General features: G+C 27.3%; 21 protein-coding genes and 1 pseudogene. 4 read left to right on the forward strand and 18 right to left on the reverse strand.

The window, feature by feature from the left end; genetic code table 11:
* Positions 1 to 52 precede the first annotated feature (52 nt).
* The 10 genes from KXZ80_RS15630 to KXZ80_RS15675 form a co-directional block, all read right to left on the reverse strand.
* Positions 53 to 667 carry a DUF488 domain-containing protein gene (locus KXZ80_RS15630; protein ID WP_021434279.1) on the reverse strand — a complete coding sequence of 205 codons (615 nt, stop codon included), beginning with the start codon at positions 665 to 667 and terminating at the stop codon, positions 53 to 55.
* Positions 668 to 755: 88 nt separating this feature from the next.
* A complete protein-coding gene (locus KXZ80_RS15635; RefSeq protein ID WP_021434280.1) occupies positions 756 to 1,475 on the reverse strand; it encodes a DeoR/GlpR family DNA-binding transcription regulator in 720 nt (239 codons plus the stop codon).
* A 209-nt stretch (positions 1,476 to 1,684) separates the two neighbouring features.
* Positions 1,685 to 2,026: a zinc ribbon domain-containing protein YjdM gene (locus KXZ80_RS15640; RefSeq protein ID WP_021428057.1), complete on the reverse strand. Its 342-nt coding sequence runs from the start codon at positions 2,024 to 2,026 to the stop codon at positions 1,685 to 1,687.
* A 158-nt stretch (positions 2,027 to 2,184) separates the two neighbouring features.
* Positions 2,185 to 2,958 (reverse strand): sulfite exporter TauE/SafE family protein, encoded by a 774-nt coding sequence (locus KXZ80_RS15645; protein WP_021434281.1) that lies wholly within the window; start codon positions 2,956 to 2,958, stop codon positions 2,185 to 2,187.
* 84 nt (positions 2,959 to 3,042) lie between these two features.
* On the reverse strand, positions 3,043 to 4,005 hold the full coding sequence (locus tag KXZ80_RS15650) for a YbgA family protein (protein WP_021434282.1): 963 nt from the start codon (positions 4,003 to 4,005) through the stop codon (positions 3,043 to 3,045).
* A 37-nt stretch (positions 4,006 to 4,042) separates the two neighbouring features.
* Positions 4,043 to 4,282, reverse strand: coding sequence for a hypothetical protein (locus KXZ80_RS15655; RefSeq protein ID WP_021434283.1), 240 nt, complete (start codon positions 4,280 to 4,282; stop codon positions 4,043 to 4,045).
* A 23-nt stretch (positions 4,283 to 4,305) separates the two neighbouring features.
* A complete protein-coding gene (locus tag KXZ80_RS15660) occupies positions 4,306 to 4,734 on the reverse strand; it encodes a hypothetical protein (protein WP_021434284.1) in 429 nt (142 codons plus the stop codon).
* Between the two features lie 114 nt (positions 4,735 to 4,848).
* Positions 4,849 to 6,672, reverse strand: coding sequence for a CotH kinase family protein (locus KXZ80_RS15665; protein WP_021434285.1), 1,824 nt, complete (start codon positions 6,670 to 6,672; stop codon positions 4,849 to 4,851).
* Between the two features lie 45 nt (positions 6,673 to 6,717).
* Entirely contained in the window at positions 6,718 to 7,407 is a 690-nt protein-coding gene (locus KXZ80_RS15670) for a DUF4956 domain-containing protein (protein ID WP_021434286.1), read from the reverse strand.
* A gap of 18 nt (positions 7,408 to 7,425) precedes the next feature.
* Entirely contained in the window at positions 7,426 to 8,112 is a 687-nt protein-coding gene (locus KXZ80_RS15675; RefSeq protein ID WP_021434287.1) for a polyphosphate polymerase domain-containing protein, read from the reverse strand.
* 179 nt (positions 8,113 to 8,291) lie between these two features.
* Between KXZ80_RS15675 and KXZ80_RS15680 the strand changes: the two genes are divergently transcribed.
* Entirely contained in the window at positions 8,292 to 11,597 is a 3,306-nt protein-coding gene (locus KXZ80_RS15680) for an SdrD B-like domain-containing protein (RefSeq protein WP_021434288.1), read from the forward strand.
* A gap of 216 nt (positions 11,598 to 11,813) precedes the next feature.
* On the opposite strand, the gene KXZ80_RS15685 is transcribed toward KXZ80_RS15680, so the two are convergent.
* Positions 11,814 to 12,122, reverse strand: coding sequence for a hypothetical protein (locus tag KXZ80_RS15685; protein WP_119472429.1), 309 nt, complete (start codon positions 12,120 to 12,122; stop codon positions 11,814 to 11,816).
* A 314-nt stretch (positions 12,123 to 12,436) separates the two neighbouring features.
* Between KXZ80_RS15685 and KXZ80_RS15690 the strand changes: the two genes are divergently transcribed.
* Positions 12,437 to 12,952, forward strand: a complete 516-nt coding sequence (locus KXZ80_RS15690) for an NAD(P)H-dependent oxidoreductase (RefSeq protein WP_021434290.1) — start codon at positions 12,437 to 12,439, stop codon at positions 12,950 to 12,952.
* A gap of 47 nt (positions 12,953 to 12,999) precedes the next feature.
* On the opposite strand, the gene KXZ80_RS15695 is transcribed toward KXZ80_RS15690, so the two are convergent.
* Together KXZ80_RS15695 and brnQ are read right to left on the reverse strand one after the other, a co-directional pair.
* Positions 13,000 to 13,446: a MarR family winged helix-turn-helix transcriptional regulator gene (locus KXZ80_RS15695; protein ID WP_021434291.1), complete on the reverse strand. Its 447-nt coding sequence runs from the start codon at positions 13,444 to 13,446 to the stop codon at positions 13,000 to 13,002.
* Between the two features lie 146 nt (positions 13,447 to 13,592).
* Positions 13,593 to 14,888 (reverse strand): branched-chain amino acid transport system II carrier protein, encoded by a 1,296-nt coding sequence (brnQ, locus tag KXZ80_RS15700; protein WP_021434292.1) that lies wholly within the window; start codon positions 14,886 to 14,888, stop codon positions 13,593 to 13,595.
* 341 nt (positions 14,889 to 15,229) lie between these two features.
* Between brnQ and KXZ80_RS15705 the strand changes: the two genes are divergently transcribed.
* Positions 15,230 to 16,657 carry an MDR family MFS transporter gene (locus tag KXZ80_RS15705; RefSeq protein WP_021434293.1) on the forward strand — a complete coding sequence of 476 codons (1,428 nt, stop codon included), beginning with the start codon at positions 15,230 to 15,232 and terminating at the stop codon, positions 16,655 to 16,657.
* A 114-nt stretch (positions 16,658 to 16,771) separates the two neighbouring features.
* On the opposite strand, the gene KXZ80_RS15710 is transcribed toward KXZ80_RS15705, so the two are convergent.
* The 3 genes from KXZ80_RS15710 to KXZ80_RS15720 all read right to left on the reverse strand — a co-directional run bounded on the left by KXZ80_RS15710 (position 16,772) and on the right by KXZ80_RS15720 (position 19,373).
* Positions 16,772 to 17,602 (reverse strand): aldo/keto reductase, encoded by an 831-nt coding sequence (locus tag KXZ80_RS15710; RefSeq protein ID WP_021434294.1) that lies wholly within the window; start codon positions 17,600 to 17,602, stop codon positions 16,772 to 16,774.
* Between the two features lie 131 nt (positions 17,603 to 17,733).
* Positions 17,734 to 18,141: a bacteriohemerythrin gene (locus tag KXZ80_RS15715; RefSeq protein ID WP_021434295.1), complete on the reverse strand. Its 408-nt coding sequence runs from the start codon at positions 18,139 to 18,141 to the stop codon at positions 17,734 to 17,736.
* 176 nt (positions 18,142 to 18,317) lie between these two features.
* Positions 18,318 to 19,373 carry an ABC transporter substrate-binding protein gene (locus KXZ80_RS15720; RefSeq protein WP_021434296.1) on the reverse strand — a complete coding sequence of 352 codons (1,056 nt, stop codon included), beginning with the start codon at positions 19,371 to 19,373 and terminating at the stop codon, positions 18,318 to 18,320.
* 276 nt (positions 19,374 to 19,649) lie between these two features.
* On the opposite strand from KXZ80_RS15720, the gene KXZ80_RS15725 reads away from it, so the two are divergent.
* Positions 19,650 to 20,324 (forward strand): zinc-ribbon domain-containing protein, encoded by a 675-nt coding sequence (locus tag KXZ80_RS15725; protein ID WP_021434297.1) that lies wholly within the window; start codon positions 19,650 to 19,652, stop codon positions 20,322 to 20,324.
* A 50-nt stretch (positions 20,325 to 20,374) separates the two neighbouring features.
* On the opposite strand, the pseudogene KXZ80_RS17915 reads toward KXZ80_RS15725, so the two are convergent.
* Positions 20,375 to 20,530 (reverse strand): annotated as a pseudogene (locus KXZ80_RS17915) ((2Fe-2S)-binding protein); the annotation flags it as partial.
* A 50-nt stretch (positions 20,531 to 20,580) separates the two neighbouring features.
* Positions 20,581 to 21,942 (reverse strand): MATE family efflux transporter, encoded by a 1,362-nt coding sequence (locus tag KXZ80_RS15735; RefSeq protein WP_021434298.1) that lies wholly within the window; start codon positions 21,940 to 21,942, stop codon positions 20,581 to 20,583.
* Between the last annotated feature and the right edge of the window lie 13 nt (positions 21,943 to 21,955).

Genomic DNA, 21,955 nt, shown 5'->3' on the forward strand with positions numbered 1-21,955 from the left:
CCTCTAAGTTTTATAATCAATATTAAATATAGTAAGGCAGCTTATATTTTATTTACTTAATATCTTCTGTTCTATAGCCAATCTCTTTATTAGCTAGCTTATAAGCTTGTTCTATCATATCTTGCTTACTTTGTCCTTTACCTATTAAACTGTCTATACTAATCTGATTTCTATCTTCAAAATACTTATTAAGCAAATCTTCCTCTATATCATCTTGAGTAGCTAAAGTTCCTTCATGTAATATGTACTTAATATCTAAGCTCTCATTTTTTAAAAATCTACCTACCATAATGCTTCTATGACATCTTATAGGTTCTTGCATTGCTCCTAATAATACTATTCTATATCCCATATCTATTCCGTTTTTGATTCGTTTTACTCCGCTCAAAAATATATCCTCTTTTACAACCTTATCAAAATCTGCATACCCTTCATTGTTATATGATTGCTTACTTCCTCTTTTGGCTCCAAATTCTTCACCCATATAAATATATGTATATCCATCTTTTTTTAAGGTTTCTCTAAAATATTCTTTGTTGTACTGTACATTATATTTAGAATATGGTGTTTCTCTTATATCAACAATACAGTTAATATTATACTTTTTAATCATCTCAATAAATTTTCCATAAGGGTAGTTTGAATGTCCAATTGCAAAAATTTCCATAACTTCATCCTCCTTAGGTATAATCTAATAAAATACTATTTAAATATATCGTCAATTTTTATACTTACCAAATTTAACACCCCTTTAGTTAATCTATAACTCTATCTTCTGTAATTATAGCTGTTATTTCTTCTAAAGTTGCAAATTTATAAAATTCATCATAATTAAATTTTTCTTTTTCCATAACTAAATATATCTTAGTTGAACATTCTATTATTGTTTTCTTTGTATCTCCATCTTCTAAATATATTGTACTTACATACCCAGTTTCTTTATTAATTCCACCTAATCCTATAAAAGCTTTATCGTATGCAAATTTTCTAATATATCTATCCGCTGCAGCTCCTACTATAGCTCCTATTTCTTTATTAAATTCTCCGCCAATACAGATAACTTTTATATTATTATTCATTCTTAGTTCTAGCACAATTTCTATCATATTTGTTACAACAGTAATTGTTTTATTGATATTATTTAACTCTTTTGCAATTTCTAAATTGATTGTCGAAACATCCAAAAAAACTATATCTTTATCTTCTATTAAATCAATTGCCTTTAATGCAATTAATTTTTTTTCTTGAGTATTTATATTTTTTCTTTCATCAATGTTTTTGATATCTATATGATTTTTTTGAGCAATTGCCCCTCCATATACTCTTATTAAATATCCTCTAGATTCTAATTCTTTTAAATCTTTTCTTATACAATCTTCTGTAACCTCAAATAATTTAGATAGTTCTTTTACCTTTACCCTTCCATTCTTTTTTATTATATTTACAATATTTTCATATCTTTCCTCTAGAAACAAATGTTTTCACCTCTTTATTTTATTTATTATTATTTTATATTATTTATTATTATTTTTTATTGATTCTTATTTATTCTTATATTATACTAAAAATATAATATTAATGATATAAATAGCGTTATAAGTTAATTCTTAGCGTGATATTTTTATTATTATATTTATACATTAAAAAGCACTAATCTTAAAAGATTAGTGCTTTTTAATTTTAACTATGCTTTTTTAACAACGCTAGATTTCAATTTCATAGCTCCGAAACCATCTATTTTACACTCTATATCATGTCCATCTGCTGCATCTGGAACTAAACGTATACTCTTTACCTTTGTTCCTATTTTTATAGAAGATGAACTTCCTTTTACTTTAAGATCTTTAACTACTGTTACAGCATCTCCATCGTTTAATACATTTCCGTTTACATCTTTTATAACAACTTCTTTTTCAGCAGAATCTTCTGGATTCCATTCATGTGCACATTCTGGACAAACTAAAAGACTTCCATCTTGATAAGTATATTCTGAATTACATTTTGGGCAATTTGGTAAATTTTCCATATTTATTCCTCCGTTCACAATTTTATTCCTAATCATTCATAGGTATATATAATATCATAGTCTTATCATATTTACAAATTTTCATCCAATTTGACCTTAAAAAACGATATATTCGGTTATTTAACTCATAAATTCATTATATTTCTAAATATACAAATCTATTTAAAGATATTATATAAATTTAATAAAATTATAGATAAAGTTACACTATTAAAAATTTTAATTATAGATTTTTCAGAAACAGCTTTATTTATTTTATATCCAATAATTCCTCCCAATACTCCTCCTACAAGCATATATGGTAACATGTCCAAATTATAACTTGAAAATCCTGTAGTTGCTGCAATTGAAATAATTTTAGATCCTTGAGAAAAAAATATAACTAAAATTGAATTTCTAGCAGCTTCATTAGCTGTCATAGAAAATAGTATTGTAAATGCAGCTACATTTATTGGGCCTCCTCCAATTCCTAAAAATGCTGATATTGCACCTAAGAATAAACCTAACAGCCCAATTGATAAAATATTATTGATTTTATAAGATTTTATATTATCTTTATTTCTCATATATAAAAATACTGATATTAACAATATTATTATAATTATACTTTGCATATTATTAATTAAACCTATATTGATATCTTTTGATAATATAAAACTCATAAGCTTTTGACCTATTATTCCTCCTACTATAGATCCAGTTGCAACTACTATAGTATTTTTAGGATTTATCTTATCTTTTTTCTTTAACTGGTAAAATACAGTTACTATAGACATTATAAATATTGTTGAAGATGATAGTAAATTTATTGTCGGAAGTGCATAATCTCCTAGTGAGTCTAAGACAGGTTTAATTATTATACCGCCCCCAAGACCTGCTGAAGAACCTAATATAGTTGAAAAAAGTGCCACTAAAAAATATATAATTTGCATTTTACCTACTCCTATACAATATTTTAATTTTGTGATTCTAGTTAACTGTTTTATACCCTATATTTTAAATCACTAAAATTTTAATTACTTTCCAGAGTCTTTAAGTTCTAATAAATCCGTCGGAAATACTTTAAATATTTTCTGTCTTAATAAATATTCATTATTAAATCTTAATGACCATGATTTAATAATTGATAAAGGTACTAAAAAAGGTACTTTTTCTTCTTGATACATTTGTAATGAATCTAAGAAAAAAGATTTTTCTTCTTTTGATAATGAATCTGAAAAATATCCTAACAAATGTAAAAGCATATTAACATTTCTTCCTTTGTTTGTTCTATTACTTAAAGCGCTCCTCAATATTGTTTTATATTCTAACAAGCTATCTTCTATATTTTTTTTATTAGCTTTTGCTACAATCCTACCTAATTCTTTTTGTTTCGAAGGACTATAAGCCATTAATAAATACTTATAATCACTTTGAAAATCAATTAAGCTTTTAACTGAATTTTTATTTATTACATTTTCAAAATCTAAATCCACAAAAATTCTTGTTAAAAAATGCTCTCTTATATTAAAATTACTCAGCCTTCCTTCATCTTCTATAGCAATATCCTTAAAGCTTTCAATTAAATCCCCTGCAAACAATCCACTCACTTTTTTAGGTAAAGGCGCTACTTTTCCAAAATCATTATAAATTTTACAATCTTTTATAGCACATGACGGAGATTTACTTTTTAAAATAACTCCATTTATCTTCTTATCTTCTATAGAATTTAAAAAACTATTAGAAAAATCATTCATATTTAAAGTAAAATCTTCTCCTGTTTTTGAATTTAATAATAATATTTTTTCTTCTTTTTTAACTAATCTTAAAGCTTCTCTAGGACATTTAAGTCCTATTTCCATTTCTGGGCATACGTCAATAAAATCAACATGTTCTTTTAGTTTTTCTATAAATTTATCTTTTACCATACTTCCATCATATCTACAATGTTCATGCTCTATACATCTACTTATTAATACTAATGGTTTTTTCTTTTCCATTTTTTATTACCCCCAAATTAAATTGTATAGTAATTATTTAAGCTCTACATTTTGAATTCGTAACACCTATATAATTTAAATGATCAAAAACAAATCTAGAAATTTCATTTTTATGTCTTGTTTTAAAATTATAAAACTTTAAGTTGTATAAGTAATTCCCACTTCCATAATTATTTCTTTTCTTTATAATTTCACTTTGTATATTATATAACTTTCCATCTATATCTATTTTTAATTCTATTTTTTTATTTATGGGCATATCTTCATAAGTTTCCATAAGCATTCCACTACAACTTAAATTTAATGTATTCGCATCATATTCAATATTTTTAATTCCTCAGTTTTAAACTTACAGTCCATTATTATTGGCAATCTATGATTTTTTCGTCTTTCTTTCTTTTCAATTGGAGAAATTATTAATCCTTTATAAAAAGATATATCTTCTCTTATTATTTTTTCAGTAATTAATATTTCTGTTTTAAATAACTCAATTTGATTTATTAACTCTACTTGTATAGTGCTTTTATTTTCAAACCTAACAATTTCATATCTATCAGTAGGACATCTAAATATGATTTTTTTATCTTTAATACGATCCACATAACTTGTATAAATTCGTCCTTTATATAAAGTCCTTATACTTAAATCCATATCATTTAATCTTTCTTCATATCTAACAATAGATTTTTCTAAATTTTTTTCTGATTTTTTACTAAATAAATTAAACATCACTTATCCCCCTAGTTCATTTCTAAATCACCCAAGTTCAGTATAATAATTTATATTTATATTGTAAATAACTTAAATAAAAAGCTAGAAGATTATACTCTCCTAGCTCTTTATTTAATATCTTTTTCTTTTATATTTAGCAATAAATATTGTTGAAATTAATAATATAATTAAACTTATAATTGAAACCCCATAGTAAATCCATCTGTTTTGATTATTGCTTTTTTTATTTGGAGGTATCATCTGTTTGTCATCATTTTTATCACCATTATTTATCATCTCTTGAGGCTTTTCTTTATTATTTTCATCAACTTGCTCTTTTTTATTTATATCTTTATTTTTACCCATATTTTGTTGGCCTAATGAGGGTAAGTTTAAAGTTGTTGCTATATTTCCATATTCTGTAGATGACTGTTCTCCATTTAATTGAGCTTGAACACTTTTAGTTCTATCCTTTCCAAAAGTTAAAAGTTCACTTACTCCAGTTTTATACTCTTCATAACTATAAAATGCCGTAGCATCTTTTTTTACATAATTACTGATTAATTTATTTATCTGAGTAACTCTATTGTTAAATGTGCCACTGCTAAAATAATTATCTGATATTTGTTTTAAATACTTATGATAAAGCTCTTTATAATCATCATTTTCTAAAAGTTTACCTATAAGAGGAGCATCTTCTAAATTGCCTGTAACAGGTGAATCAATTGGGAAGTTTATAGCTTTTTCTCCATCCTTAACAGCGAAGCCTCCGAATGACATGTTTAAATCCCATGGCAATATCTCAGAGACTCCATCTTTTTCATATAGATAGTAATTATGATACATTCCTCCTGAATAACTATCTAAATTAACTAAAAATGTATTCACTGCAAAATATTTTAAAACTTCATCAACATTTAAGTAATTTTCTATGTTTTTTCCAGTTTTAAGGCTTTCCGTTAGATCAATAATATTTTTGAAATTTTTATCTGTTGTATTTTTAAAAACTGCACTATCTCTTAAAATCGAATAACTATCTATATCGTCGTCTATATATTTTAAATCTGCACCTTGGCTATCTTTATTTCCCATCTTAGGCGCTCCACCATTATTTTCATCGTTACCTTTATTAGTTTCTAAATTTTTAACATCTCCATCTTCACGTGAAACATTTTGATTTTGTACAATATTAGGATCATCTCCATTCATAGCTGGAGGTACTTCATCCTTAGGTACATTACCATCCATGCTTGGAGGTTCACCACCCATTTCAGGCATGTTTCCATCCATCTCTGGTCTTTGAATTTCTCCATTATTACCCTTATTACCGCCCATATTCATTGTTTCTGGCTTATATAAATTACCACTTACTTCTCCATAATTTTTCTCAATAAACCTTTCATCTATAACTTCTACTCCTAAATATAATCCCCAATCAGAACCATTTATTTTTATGTCTGTATAAGAATATTCTGGAGTTGCTATGCCTAAAAAGTTATATATATCATAAGAAATAGCTTCTTTCATATAAGTAGCATCAGATATATTATTATTTAAAGCTAACTTTCTAATTCCATGATATGTTTGTCCATCAACATACTGTCCAAAATCAATTTTTATACTGTATCTATCCGTAGTACTATCATTTGCCACAGAAGTTAAACTAGAGTTGCCCTTAGGCCTTATTCCAACATTATTAAACGTTTCTCCGTTTATAATTACATCCGCACTTTTATATTCCTCTTTTGTTGCATTTTCTAAAAGCCATTTCCAATCACTTTCTTTAATTTTTATGTCTATACTAGTTATACTATTTTTATCTAAAACATCTTCTGTATTAGAAATAGTTTCTATATCAGTTTTATTTTTTGGTATGTATATAGACACTACAATAAATACTACAGATAATATAATACTTATTACAGATATATATTTACTTTGTTTGTCATTTATCATTTTGTTTCACCACCTTATTTGCAATAAGTTAGTATACTATTGCTTTTAAGCCATATAATCTCCATTGTAGCTTACTAAAACTACATTCGAAACTCCACTTATACACGATATTTCATTTACAAAGTTTGTTGTAATATTATTTAACTTAACTTCAACAGTCATCTCTATTCCATTTGTTGGCGAAACAGTTTTAGACTTAACGCAATACTTACTTACACTACTTCCTACTTTTTCTAATATTTTATTTTCACTATTGTCACTATCACAGTTTACAACTAGTATGTATGGATTATCAGTTGTTTCTTTGTTTGCAAATAGAACCATTATAATCCCTATAAAAATAGCTCCTAACACAGCTAGTGGTATTAATCCTGCTCCTAATACTATTCCTTCACTAATTGACCAAAATAAAAATGCTATATCCATAGGTTCCTTTACTGCACTCCTAAAACGAACTATAGATAACGCACCAACCATACCTAATGAAAGTACTACATTAGATGTAACACCTAATATAATTAATGTTGTAATTAATGTAAGAGCCATTAAAGACATGCTAAATGTGGATGAATACATAACTCCCTTAAATGTTTTTTTATAAACTTGCATTATAAATAACCCCAACACAAATGCAAGTGACATCGCTATTAACATATCTAAAAATGATATTGATGTCATTTTTTCAATAAAACTTGATTTAAAAATATCACTAAAATTTACTGTTTGATTAGACATTATTTTTCCTCCTAATTTTTATCCATATATTCTAGATGCTGCATATTTTGAAATAGCAGTCGCTCTACGGTTATTAGTTTGTATTATATCTTGTATTATCTCTGGTAGATATTCATCAAACTTCACTTCTAAAACTATTACATCCTTATCTATAGACCCTATAGTGGGTAAATTGTTATCAAAAAAATTAGTACTTTGAATTCCTGTTCTAATTTTTTTATCAAATGTTATTCTTACATTTCCCATCTTATATACATAAGCTTCTCTTGTATAATCAACTATACTTTTAGGTCTCAACATTTCTGACTTAATTTTCGAATAAAATTCAATAAATAAAGGCTTATTGCTTTTGATTAAAAAATCTATATCTCCTTTAATCAGATTCTCACACTCTTCCTTAGTTATTAATTCACTATCTTTAGAACATAGCCCATTGACTTTTGACTTTTTCTCTAGCTTAATAAAAGAGTGGTCATCATTGTAGTATCTTAGCCTAAATTTTTCTCTTACACTTATTCCATTAATTTTTTCCATAAGAACTTTATCTCTAAAGTTATCAAAATAAAGACTTCTAATTTTATATTCCTTTTTTTCATTAGCATTCTTATCTAAACTCATTATTTGAGTTAACCTATTTTTAATAGCTAAGTAATCTGATGTGTTTATATAATGTTTAATTTCATGTCTAAACTTTTTTTCTTTCATAATTTCACCCCCTATCTGCTCGAAATCAATATTATATAAACAAACTTAAAATTTCCTAAAAAAATTTTTCATTGTTAAAAATTCTTTATAATTTATAATAATTATATTTTTAATGTCATTCCTCAACTAATAATCATAACTTATATTAAATATACAAAATAATTTAGAAGGTGGTTAAAATGGAAGCAATAAATATAAATATAGAAATTTATACGAATGAAAATAATTTTAATTTACACCCAGAAATAGCCGCTACAGTTAGTAAATCAGTTACCCCAAGTACAGTAAATTATGAAGAAACTTTTATCTACACAATAAATGCCTCCTTTAGTGGATTGGGAGATTTCGGGCCTATACTCAATGCTTATATAATTGATCTAATCCCTGAGGACATTGAAATTATAACTCTCCCTCCAGTAGGTGGAATAATTAAAGATATAACTACAAACTATGTTCCTGGAGTTGGAACATATATAAAATTTGATTTTGGCTCCATAACAAACCTTGGAGTTGCTTATGTATTCGATTTAGAATGTAAATTTGCATTATCTGCACCTAATAATAGCTCTTTTGTAAATAGTGTAGATTTAACTGTTACTCAAGAATCTAAAGTAACAAATCTTTCTGCAGATTCTCCCCCAATAAATTTAGTTGCTATTGCAGATTTTGAAATTAGTAAAGTAAAAAGACTTCCGATAATAAATCCTGGTCCTGGAAGCAGACTTGTATATGTAATAGATTTAAAAAATCTTGGAGATAAAGGAGCATGTATAAATAATGTTGTTATTTCTGATTTACTACCAAGTGGAATTTCAATAGACCCGTTGTTCCCTCCAGTTGGGGAAGATGTATCACCTGCGCCATTTCAAGATCCTAAATATGATAAAACCCTTAGTCCACCTTTTAACAATCCTGTTGTATTTAATTTATCTGGATTAGGACCATATTGTGGCACAGATTATAGAATTACAATAACTACTTTAGTAGATGCAACTATTTCAACTGATCAAATTGAAAATAAAGTAAATTGGTCTATAGATGGCACTGAACAAAAAGAAGTTACTTTAACTACAGATATTATAGGCGCAATATATTCTTCTTCTATAACTAAATTTGCTCCTATTTACGGAACTACAGTTGCTCCTGATAATAAAATTAGTTATGCATTAAATTTTAGTAATAATGGTAACCAAGACTTATCAAATGTAACTGTTATCGATACAATTCCTCTGGAAGTTACTCCAAATAGATTATTTACTGGAAGATATGGTATAAGTAGCATAGACTATCTACTTACAGGAACGTTACAAATAGATTATAGTACTGATAACCAAGGTACTTGGTTTCCAGTACCACCATTAACATTTGATCCAGCTATAGGTCAGTGGATTCCTCTACCTACTTCTCCTAAAATAACAAATATTAGATTTAGGTTCTCTGATTGGACTTCAGGAGTAAGGCCATTAAACTTACCTAGAATAGATGGAACTATCAATCCTTCAGCTGCTGGATCAACTATAGACAATACTGCAAGTATAAATTGGACTGAAGGTCCTGGACCTTATTCTGATTCAGATACAAAGTCTACAATACTAAACGGTAATGCTTCTTTAAATTTACGTAAATTCAGGGTGGGTACTAATGCTGCAGTTATTCCTGGAAATATAATTACCTATAGATTAATTTTTAATTCTGGAAACTCCACAATTAACAATGCAGTTTTAACTGATTTGTTACCTGAAGAAGTAGAGTATGTATCACCATTAGGAACTATAAATTCAACATATTATAATTACTTTGATGGAGATGGAGGTAGCTCTCAGCCTCTAACATATAATGTTGCCCTTACTCCAAACTATATGGGCTCTGGTAGAACATTAGTAACATTTACCATTACTTCTCCAACTGTATTCCAACAAAATTCTAATGTTTCTATAGATTTCAATGTAAAAGTAAAAGTTGGAGCAACTGGAGTTATCTCTAACAATGGAGAAATCTATGCATCAAACAATGCTGATCCTGCTATCCCTTTTATAAGTAATACAGTAAATACAAATATTTCCTTTATTAATAGTTTAGCTTCTGATAAAAAAGTTAAAGGTGCTCTTGATTCAGATTATACTGAATTCCCCCAAAAAGGAAAAACTTTCAATGGAGGAACTCTAGAGTATAAACTTACACTTTCAAATACAGGAAACCTTAATCTACAAGAATTAGAGGTAGTAGATATTTTTCCTCATGTGGGAGATACAGGTGTAATACTAATTAATGATCCTAGAAAATCTGACTTTAAAGTGTTTCTTACAGATATGCCAGATATAACTGTAACTAGTACAGATCCTTTAATGCCAACACCTACAGTTCAAATACAATATTCAGAAAGTTATAATCCTGTAAGATTTGGTGCAAATAATAATACTATAGGAACTGTAAATGATTGGACTTCTATAGCTCCTTATCCTATTGATCAAGTAAAATCAATAAAACTTATTATTTCTGGATCTCCTTTAAAACCAGGTCAATCAGTTATTCTGTCAATAAAAGCTCAAGTTCCAGTGGGTATCCCAACTACAGATCCTCCTTTGGTGGCTTGGAACAGTTTTGCTCTTAGAGGTTCTTATATAAATCAATTTGGAGCTTTAACTAACTTTTTACCAGTAGAACCTGAAAAAGTTGGTATCACAGTAGAAAACCCTGTATTTCCTGGAAAAATTGGAACCTTTACATGGCATGATGTGCTTGAAAATGGAATATTCCATCCATTAGTTGATAATGGAATAAATAACGCTACAGTATATCTTTATGACGTAGACCCTACGCTAAATCCGCAAGCTTTGCCTATTGCAACATCTATCTCCAATAACGATACTCTAGGAAAACCTGGATACTATTTATTTTCAAATCTACCTTTAAATAAAACTTATTATGTTAAATTTATTCCTCCTTTAGGATTTGAATATACTATTCAAAACTTAAATCCTGATGGAAGTAAACCTGATCCAAGTACGGGCGTAGTAAAAAATATAACACTTACAGATGATAATCCTTTCGTTTTAGACGTTAACGCAGGTTTTATTGATATAATTTGTAGTGTTACAAATATAAAACAATGCCTTTATATTATATGTTCTGATGATGAGATAGAATATGTCGATACAGATCAAACTTTTTTATATGTCAGCATAAAAGATTATTATATAGATAAATCTAAAGTTGTATATGATGAATATTTAGGTCAAATTGTATCTGGTTATTACCTTTATGCAACTGTAGTTGTAGAGTTTCATATTCACTACAATGAAGATGATTTTATACAATACAATATCTCTTATGAAATAAAAATATTTATTCCTGAATATATTTCAAATGATACGCTTTCTCTTAATAGCTTTACAGATAATATAAACTTTTATATTTGTAATTCAAAAGAAACATTATTGGTAAATTTTGATTTATACACATGCATAAATTTTGAGCAAAGTTAATAAAAAGCAGTAATCTCTTAATCGAGATTACTGCTTTTTATATATAATGTTTAATATTATTTAAAAGTATCCCTTTTTTTTAATACCTAACCAATGTTCCTAATAGTGCTTTAAATAAAAATACAAATATATACATAAAAAAGAACTATGATTTTTATCATCATAGTTCTTAATAAGTTTAATTATAATATTTTTAATTAAACTTATACAGTTTCATTATCTATAGCATTTATTGCATCCATGCATTTTATGATATTCCTTATACTCATCCCATTTATGGCATTTCTTACACTGGTTCCAATTATGAAACTTTTCGCATTTTTCACATTCATCCCATTCATCCCATTTATGACATTGCTTGAATTTATCATATTTATGACATTTATCGCATTCGTCCCATTTATTGCATTCATGACATTTATTGCAATTTTCATATCCATAACATTCGTCGCAATTTTGCCATTTATAATATTTATTCCATTCATACCAATCATAGCATTTATGACATTTATTTGAATAAATCATCTTTATATCTCTCCATAGTATAATATTAAGAAATTCTTATTAAAGAACCTCTAGTTTATAATATGTATCCATATCGAAATGTGTGCTATATTGTCAAAATCCATAATAAATTAACTAAAAAAGTTTTTCGTTCAAAATGTACTCCCTATGTAATATGTTATTTTAATATAATTTAAAATATTAACTTTAATTCATGCTAATATTTTTATTTTTTAAAAAGTACTTGCATAAACAAGTATTTAGTTTTATAATATCCAATATAAATTACTTGCATAAACAAGTATTAATTTAAAATAAGATTGGAGACATTTAAAATGAAAACATTAGTAATTATAGCTCATCCTAATATGGATGAATCAAAAGTAAATAAAGCTTGGAAAAATAACTTAGAAAGTAGTGAAAATATAACAATAAATGAAATTTATAAATCTTACCCAGATGGCAAAATAGATGTAAAAAGAGAACAAGAATTAGTTAAAGCTCATGATAGAGTAGTTTTTCAATTCCCATTCCACTGGTATAATGCACCTTCGTTACTAAAACAATGGATGGATTCTGTATTTGCATTCGGTTTCTCTCATGGGCCTAATGGAAATCATTTAAATGGAAAAGAATTTAGATTAGTAATTTCAGCTGGTGGTCAAGAACAATCTTACCAAGCTGGTGGAGCGCAACACTTTACTATAAGTGAATTAACTAAAACATATGAAGCAATGGCAAAATTCACTGGTATGAACTATCGTCCTGCTTTTGTACTTTACGCAACTCATTTATTAAGTGAAGAAGATATAATTAAAAGTGCTGATAAATTAAAATCTATCTTAAACTAAAAAATAGTCAAAATAAAAATAGAATAGCTGAAGCTATTCTATTTTTATTATTTAGTATTAATACTGTTTAAATTTTCAGCTATCTTTGTTAAAAACTTCATCCCTTGTTCTATTTCTTCCTTAGAAATTCCATTAACCGCCTCTTCAAAACATTCTCTAGCTATAGACTCTACAGGTTCCTTCAAAAGTTCCCCTTTTTCAGTCAACTTAATACGATTTATTCTTTTGTCCGAAGGACAACATTGTCTTATTATTAATTCATTTTTTATTAAAGTATTTATCAGCCTAGATGTACTTGCTTGATCTCTATTTGTAAGTTGCGCTAAATTATATTGGCATAAATTCTCATTATCCCAAAGCATAGTTAATATAGTAAACTGCTCAAAAGTAATGTTTATTCCGTTATTTTTTAGCTTTCTTACAAAATTATTCGTTATAATTTTGTCTGTCGCATTTATCAAAAAGGCTAATCCTTTATCTTTTCTATATTTCATGCTATCACCTTTTTTATTAGATTATAAGTTTATCCTATATATAAAAAAATATCTTGTCAAGACAAAGGACTCATTATTAATTAATATATTTTTATAAACTACATAAAAAAGAATATCTATTTTATTAGATATTCTTTTATTTTTATTTATTGAGCTTTATTTGATTGTTTTGATGGTATAAAGTTTCCTACTATACCTGCAATTACAACTGGTACTATCCAGTTAAACCCTATCTTTGCAAAAGGTAATTCATTTACAAATGGAACATTTATACCCTTGCTACTTAGAACTGTAAGTACACTTACTATTAAAGCTACATAAGTTGCACATTTAAATGCATTATCATTTTTAATTTTATTATTAAATAAAGTCATTAATACTAATACTATTGTAGCTGGATAAATAATTGATAATATAGGTGCTGAGAATTTTATTATTGTACTAACTCCAAAGTTTGCTACTATTGCACTGAATATACATACTCCAATAACGATAGTTTCATATTTTACTTTTCCATTTGATAGTTTAGTAAAATATTGAGCTGTAGCTGAAACAAGACCTATAGATGTAGTCAAACAAGCTAGTGCTACAATTATAGCTAATACAACTTTACCAGGTTGACCTAATAATTGCTCTGTTATATTTACGATTAAAGCTGTTTGATTTATATCACTTGGGTTTACACCTTTAAATTGATGAGCAACTGAAGATCCTAAATAAGTAAGTCCTCCGTATACTATAATTAATGCTACCCCTGCAACTAAACCAGCTCGTAAAGTTAATTTAATTTTGTCAGATTCCTCAGTATATCCTTTTTCAACAAGTGACATTATAACAACTGCTGATAAAGCTATAGCTCCAAGTGGATCCATTGTTTGATATCCTTGCCCTATACCCTCTGCAAATATTGCATCTATAGTTGCTGGTTCATTTAAATTTCCAAGAGGAGATACAATACCTACTATAATTAGAAATATTAAAGCTACTAATAATGCTGGTGTTAAGTACTGCCCTATTATATCTACAACTTTAGATGGTTTTATTGTAAGTACCAGTGTTAATCCGAAAAATATTATAGAAAATAATATCGGACTAAAACCTCCAAAAATAGGTTGTATTCCCATTTCAAATGTTGTTGCTCCTGTTCTAGGTATAGCTAAAAGTGGTCCTAAGCAAATCATAATTGCTGTTGCTAGTATTATGGATAATGTTTTCCCACTTCTTGATAAAACCCTACTTATGTCTCCATCACATTTAGCAGCTGCTAATATCGCTAATAAAGCTAATCCTACATCAGCGATAATAAATCCACTGAAACCTAACATCCAGTGCTCTCCAGATACAACTCCTAAATATGGTGGAAATATTAAGTTTCCTGCCCCAAAGAACATGGCGAATAAGGCAAACCCTACAACTACAGTATCTACACTTTGTTTTTTCATAAAAACCCCCTGTATTAATTTTATAGGCTATATCTAATTATTAAATTACTTAATTATATGTTAAACTTACTAAATAAATCAACTATTCTGAAAAATTTAACATAATTTTAGCATTTTGTACCACTAAGTTAAATTTGTGTTAAATCGATTGACTGCTTGTTTATTTATATTTAACAATATCAAAAATAATATTCCTAATTTGTTAAATATAATAATATTTACAGATTTTGTGTTTAATGAAGTTTTTTTGTGTAGTATAATGTAAAGATAAAATACTCAGGTTATATAATCTATAACATGGGTATTTTATCTTTTGTAACAATTGAGAAAGGAGTTTTTTTATGAGCAAAAAAAAGCGGAATATAATTATAGCAATAATGGTTTCTATGTTTCTTGCTGCATTTGAAGGTACTGTTGTAACTACAGCTATGCCTACAATAGCAAAAAGTTTAAATGGATATAATCTTATGAGCTGGGTTTTTTCTTCATATCTTTTAACCTCAGCTGTCTCCACTCCTATCTATGGAAAAATGTCTGACCTTTATGGAAGAAAAAAAATGCTTTCTATTGGTATAGTAATTTTCTTAATAGGTAGTGCCTTATGTGGATTTTCCCAAAGTATGATTCAATTAATAGCATTTAGAGCAATACAAGGTATTGGTGCCGGTTCTATACTAACAGTAACATACACAATTGTTGGAGATGTATTTGATTTAGAAGAACGTTCTAAGGTTCAAGGATGCCTAAGCACAGTATGGGGTGTTTCTAGTCTACTTGGCCCATTTATAGGTGGATTTTTCATAGATTACCTATCTTGGCATTGGATATTCTTTATTAATATACCTTTTGGTATTTTATCTATTTTCCTTCTTAATAAAAATTTCGAGGAAAAATTATCAAATAGTAATCCTAAAATTGATTATCTCGGATCAATATTTTTAACAATATCTATAGTTTCAATATTATTAGGTGTATTTACTACGTCTAGTTCAACAAAAATTATATATGCTATATTAACTATAGTTTCCCTTGTAATTTTCTACTTAATTGAAAAAAAATCAAAAGAACCTATTGTTCCTTTTGATATATTTTCAAAAGATACAATTTTACTAAATTTAATAGGTTTCTTTGTAGCTGTTATACTTATGGTTATAGAGGTTTACATGCCGTTATACACTCAAAATGTTATGGGTTATAGCGCAAAAACTTCTGGACTTTTAATGGCTCCAATGTCTATAACTTGGCTTTTAAGTTCTTTTATTTTAGTAAAGTTATTTAAGAAATTTGGTGAGAAAAAAGTTATCCTAGGGTCTATTTTAATCTTAGCAATAACATGTTATTTGCTTAGATTTACTACTCCAGATACAAATTTAATTTATCTAATTCTTATAATTTTCATCATGGGTGCAGGTTTTGGAGGTGTACTTAATACACTTATAATACTTATCCAAAATGCTGTTACTTATGAAAAAAGAGGAGCTGCAACATCAACAAATACATTAATTCGTACACTTGGTCAAACAATAGGAGTTAGTGTATTCGGAGGATTAATGAACTCAAGTATATCTTCTTACTTTAAAAATTCAGATATTTCAAATGTAACTGCAGATAATATATATTCTTCTGGAGCTAGCACTTATCAAATAATGGAAGCATTTTTTAATGGTGTCCATAATATATTCTATGCTTTAGTGTTTATAGCTTTGATTTGCTTTATTGCTGGAATATTTATAAGTAAAAAATCCATATTAGAAAAAGATGATAATTAAATGTAAAATTTTATAAAATATATACAAAAAAATCTGAAACTCTATATGGAGTTTCAGATTTTTTGTTACTCAAATTTATATGTTGTCCCGGGAAATAATCTTATAAAAATATAATTAATCATTATATGTAGTATTTATAGGTGGTTTCGATACAGATATATCATATCCTTCATTCAGTAAATCAATTTTTCTCATATCTTCAGTAGAAATTTCAAAATCAAAAACTTCTATATTTTCTTTTATTCTATTTTCATTTGATGACTTTGGAATAGGTATAATGCCTTTTTGAATATGCCATCTCAATGCTATTTGTGCTATTGTTTTATTATATTTTTCTTCTAAGTTAATCATTAAATCATTCAAAAATATTCTTCCCCTGCTTATAGGACTCCATGCAATCACTTGAATATCATTTTCTTTACAATAGTTAATCATTTCATTTTTAACACTGAACGGATGAATCTCAACCTGATTTACCATTGGCATTATAGTTGCACTCTTTTTTAACTCTTCTAAGTGATTTATTTTAAAATTACAAACTCCTATAGCTTTAACTTTTCCTATAGAATATAAATATTCAAAAGCTTTCCATGTTTCAGCATTTAATTTATTTGGCCAGTGTATTAGATATAAATCTATACAGTCTACATCTAAATTCTTCAATGACTTATTAAAAGCTTTAATAGTACTATCATATCCATGATCTTCATTCCAAAGTTTTGTTACTAAAAATATTTCTTCTCTATCTATTTTACTCTCTTTTATACCTTTACCTATGCCTTTTTCATTCCCATAAAATGAAGCTGTATCTATCATTCTATATCCTATTTCGAGAGCATTCTTTACTATTTCAGATGTATCTTCATCGTTACCTGACTTGTATGTTCCAAATCCTACAAGAGGTATCTTTACTCCATTACTTAGATTCGTAAATTGTTTATCCATAAAATAATCCTCCCTTTTGTTATCTAAATCATTTTTTAATATTATATCACTATGTAAACTTACATAATATAAACTGATAAAATAAATGAAAAAGGAGGATATATGTTTTTAATAATACACCCTCCTTTTAATTATTTAGAATTATTTCTTATATGTGCTGCAACCTTTACATCTTCTCTTTTTATATGACTAATTATCCAATTAGCAACCTTACTATTAATTTCACCTACTAAGACAATACTTGGCCCTTCTGCTAAGAGCTTTTTCTGTATATTATCAACAGTATCGATAAAATGTTGGTGATACTTTTTATGATTATTGTAATCAGGATAATTATATTTTTTTTGTAAAACTTCTTCATGCCCAAAATGCGTTCTAGTGTAAGAAGATAAAAATTTCACTGTCTTTTCTAATTCAGCTCTACCCTTACCTTTACTGCAAGCTTCTAATAAATCATTTATCGCTTTTATTAATTCTTTATGTTCTGTATCAATTTGTATATTACCAGTTAGTAAATCATCAGTCCATTTATATGCCATTTTGTCTCCTCGCAATCCTTTGCTTATTTTGGTAATTTTTAGTAAATTATACCATCTTTTGATTTCTAAATCTATTATCCTAATTAAAATTGCTATAGAAAATATCTATTTTAAATTTATATAAAATTAAATTTAGCAATAACTAATAAAAAAGATCTCCTAGGAGATCTTTTTTATTAGTTATCTGATTTTATATTTACCCATGCATTATCATACATTTTCTTAACATCCATTGGGAAATCTTCATAGATTTCACATCTATCCATTATTTCTTTAGGCATATATGCATTAGGATTATTTTTCACATTGTCTGGTTGAGCTAATCTAGCTTCTTTATTTGGAGTAGTGTATCCAATTTCATCCGCTATTCTCAACGCACTTTCTTTATCACTAACAAAGTTTATAAATTTCTCTGCTCCTTCAACATTCTCAGCATTTTTAGGTATACATAAGCTATCTATCCAGAAATTTGCTCCTTCTTTAGGGACTACATAAACTAAATTAGGATTCTCATCTTGAAGATTTAACCCTTCTCCTGACCATATCATATTTATATCAGACTCACCTGCTGGAATCATTGTAGTTCCATTGTCCACACCATATATAGGATTTACTGTTTCTCTTTGTTTTATCAATAATGCTTTAGCTTCTTCTATTTCTTTTGGATTTTTCGAGTTTAAAGAGTATCCAAGTTTCTTTAAAGCAGCTCCCATAGTATCTCTATAAGTATCAAACATAAATACTTTATCTTTATATTTTTCATCCCATAAAATATCCCAGCTATCTACTTTTTCCTTAACTACATCTTTGTTATAAATAAGACCTACTGTTCCAAACATATAAGGTACTGAATATTTATTTCCTGGATCTATTTGAAGATTTAAATAATCCTTATCCATTTGAGATATATTAGGTATATTTTCTTTATTTAATTCTTGTATAAGTCCTTTTTTAATCATCCTTGGCATTAAAGCATCAGATACTAAAATAACATCGTATTTAACTCCACCTTTGCTAATTTTTTGATACATTGTTTCCATATCATCAAATGTTTCAACATTGACCTTTATACCATATTTTTTCTCAAATTCTTTTAATGTTTCTTTGTCTATATTTTCTCCATAATTAAGAAAACTGATTTGTTGAGATGAATCTTTACTACATCCAACAAAAAATGCTGCAATCAATAAAATACAAATTGATAAGCTTAATAATTTAAATATTTTTTTCATACTTTAATCCTTTCCTTTAATATAAGATTATTCTAATACCCCAAACTGTAAATAGTCAATCTTCTTTACTTTGTAGTTTTTAATTAAATAATATTCATATCAAATTTTAAATTCCATTTCATGGATATTTATCATTGAAAATAATAAGCTTTTATATTATAATCTAAACTGTTTTGTTACCATAAGTCTAATAATGTTATTATCCTGTGAAATATGTTTTATAGGGGAAATTATTTAATTTTTAGGTCGAAAATAAATTTTATAAGGAGGAGTACAATGGAAAAAAATAATGAAACTGTATTTTGTTCTAAATGTGGACATAAAAATTCACCATCGGACAAGTTTTGTTCGAACTGTGGAAATAGCTTAAAATCTATTGAAGATTCAATAAAAGATGCTACCACAAATATTAAAGATACTATTACTAACAATGAAACTTATAAAAAGTTCACTGATATAAGTGGGGATGGTGCTTTAAAGGCAGATTGGGAAAATGATGATATGATAAATTTCATTCAAAAAAACACTGAGTATTACATACCCAAATTTAAAGAAATGCAAGAATTAGAAAAAAGTACATCTTGGAACTGGGCATCATTCTTTTTAACATCAAATTGGCTATTCTATAGAAAAATGTATGGATATGGAGTGGGGCTAATAATAGCTAATATAATATTCGCTTGTATACCATTCTTAGGCTGGATTTTAAATATAGGAACATATATTGTATGTGGCTTATATGGGAATAGCTTATATTTAAAACATGTCCAAAAACAATTAAGTTCTGTTGATGGTCTTAAAGAAGATATAAAACATAGAGTACTATTATCTAAAGGTGGTACTAACTTAGTATTACCAATTGTCTTAACATTCTTAGTACCTATATTAATATTTATACTAGCATTTTTTGGATTAACATTATCTATAATGTCTAGTCCATATTATTATTAGTTAATTAAAAGGGTTATGCTATAAGTTTTTATAACATAACCCTTTTTAATCTATTTATATTCTTTTATTATCTGTTTAATATTTTTCTTACATCTAATTCCGCAACATATCCCTGTACCTGCTGTAGTATTTTGTTTAATTTCTTTTAATTTTACAGATCCTTTTTTAACTTCACTAATTATTTCTTCTTTGCTTATACCTTTACATAAACATACTAAACTATTATTTCCATCTAATAACTCCTATTCAATATATACTAAATTACTTCTTTTAATTCGTAACTATTATTCTCCTTAGGCATAACCTTAAATAGTAAAATAGATGAGAATGTTAGCATAATCATATCAGTTATAGGTTGAGCATAAATAAATCCTGAAAAACCAAACACTTTGTTTAATATAATTAAAAGAGGCATATATAGTAATCCTTGTCTTGATATAGATAATATAAATGCTACAACAACTTTACCCATAGATTGAGCTGAAGTTGTAGATATCATCTGACCTCCTACAAAAGGAAGGGATATAATTAGAGCTCTAAGTATTATAGTTCCTTTGTTTATAACCTCAGGTTCACTTGTAAATAATCCTATTAAAGAATTAGCAAATACCCCAAATATTAAAGCTAAGCTTAATCCTATTATAGAAGTTATTATTATACCTTTTTTAATAATTTCTTTAACTCTAGTAATATTATTGCATCCATAGTTATACCCAACTAGCGGTTGGCATCCAGCAGAGAATCCCATAAATACAAATGTTCCTATAGTCATTATCTTCATAGCAACTCCCATACCTGCAACAGTTAATGTTCCATAACCTACCGCTATATTATTTACAATAACAGTTGCTACACCCATTAACATTTGATTTAGAGATGCAGGAACTCCTATTGTAAATATTTCTTTGAATATATTTTTATCGTATTTAAATTTCTTTAAATTTATTTTTAAAGTAGTTTTTCCTTTTAAAAATGCATACGTAAAGTAAAGTAAAGTTGATGTTTGACCTATTATAGTTGCTATTGCAGCTCCAGTTATCTCCATCTTAAGTCCAAATATAAAAACTGGATCTAAAACTATATTTACAACAGTTCCTAATGTAAGGCCTATTACAGATTGCATTATATTTCCTTCTGATCTTAAAAGCTGACCTAATGCATAACTACACATAACAGGTATTGCTCCAATAAACATTATAACTATATACTTATAAGTATAATTAAAAGTAGCATCATTTGCGCCTAACCCCTTCGCAATATTAGGAGACATAAATATACCCGCTATCATAACGATTATACTCATAATAACCAAAATACCTGTTGCTATCGATATTGTCTTATTAGCTTCTTCGTAATCCTTATTTCCTAAGCATCTTGATATATATGAAGATGATCCTGATCCTACTATTCCTGCAATAGCCATAAGCATCATAAATACAGGAAGTGATATATTTGCTGCTGCTAATTGATTTGCATCATTTAACATCCCTATAAAGTAAGTATCAACTAAATTATATAAAACTTGAATCATCATCCCCATAACCATAGGTATTGATAATTTTAGTATAGCTTTTGGAACTTTTTCATCTCTTAAAAGTCTAATTTTTTTATCTTCCATTTTGTCCTCCTAT

Origin of the sequence: Paraclostridium bifermentans, from assembly GCF_019916025.1 — a bacterium.
Taxonomy (GTDB): domain Bacteria; phylum Bacillota; class Clostridia; order Peptostreptococcales; family Peptostreptococcaceae; genus Paraclostridium; species Paraclostridium bifermentans.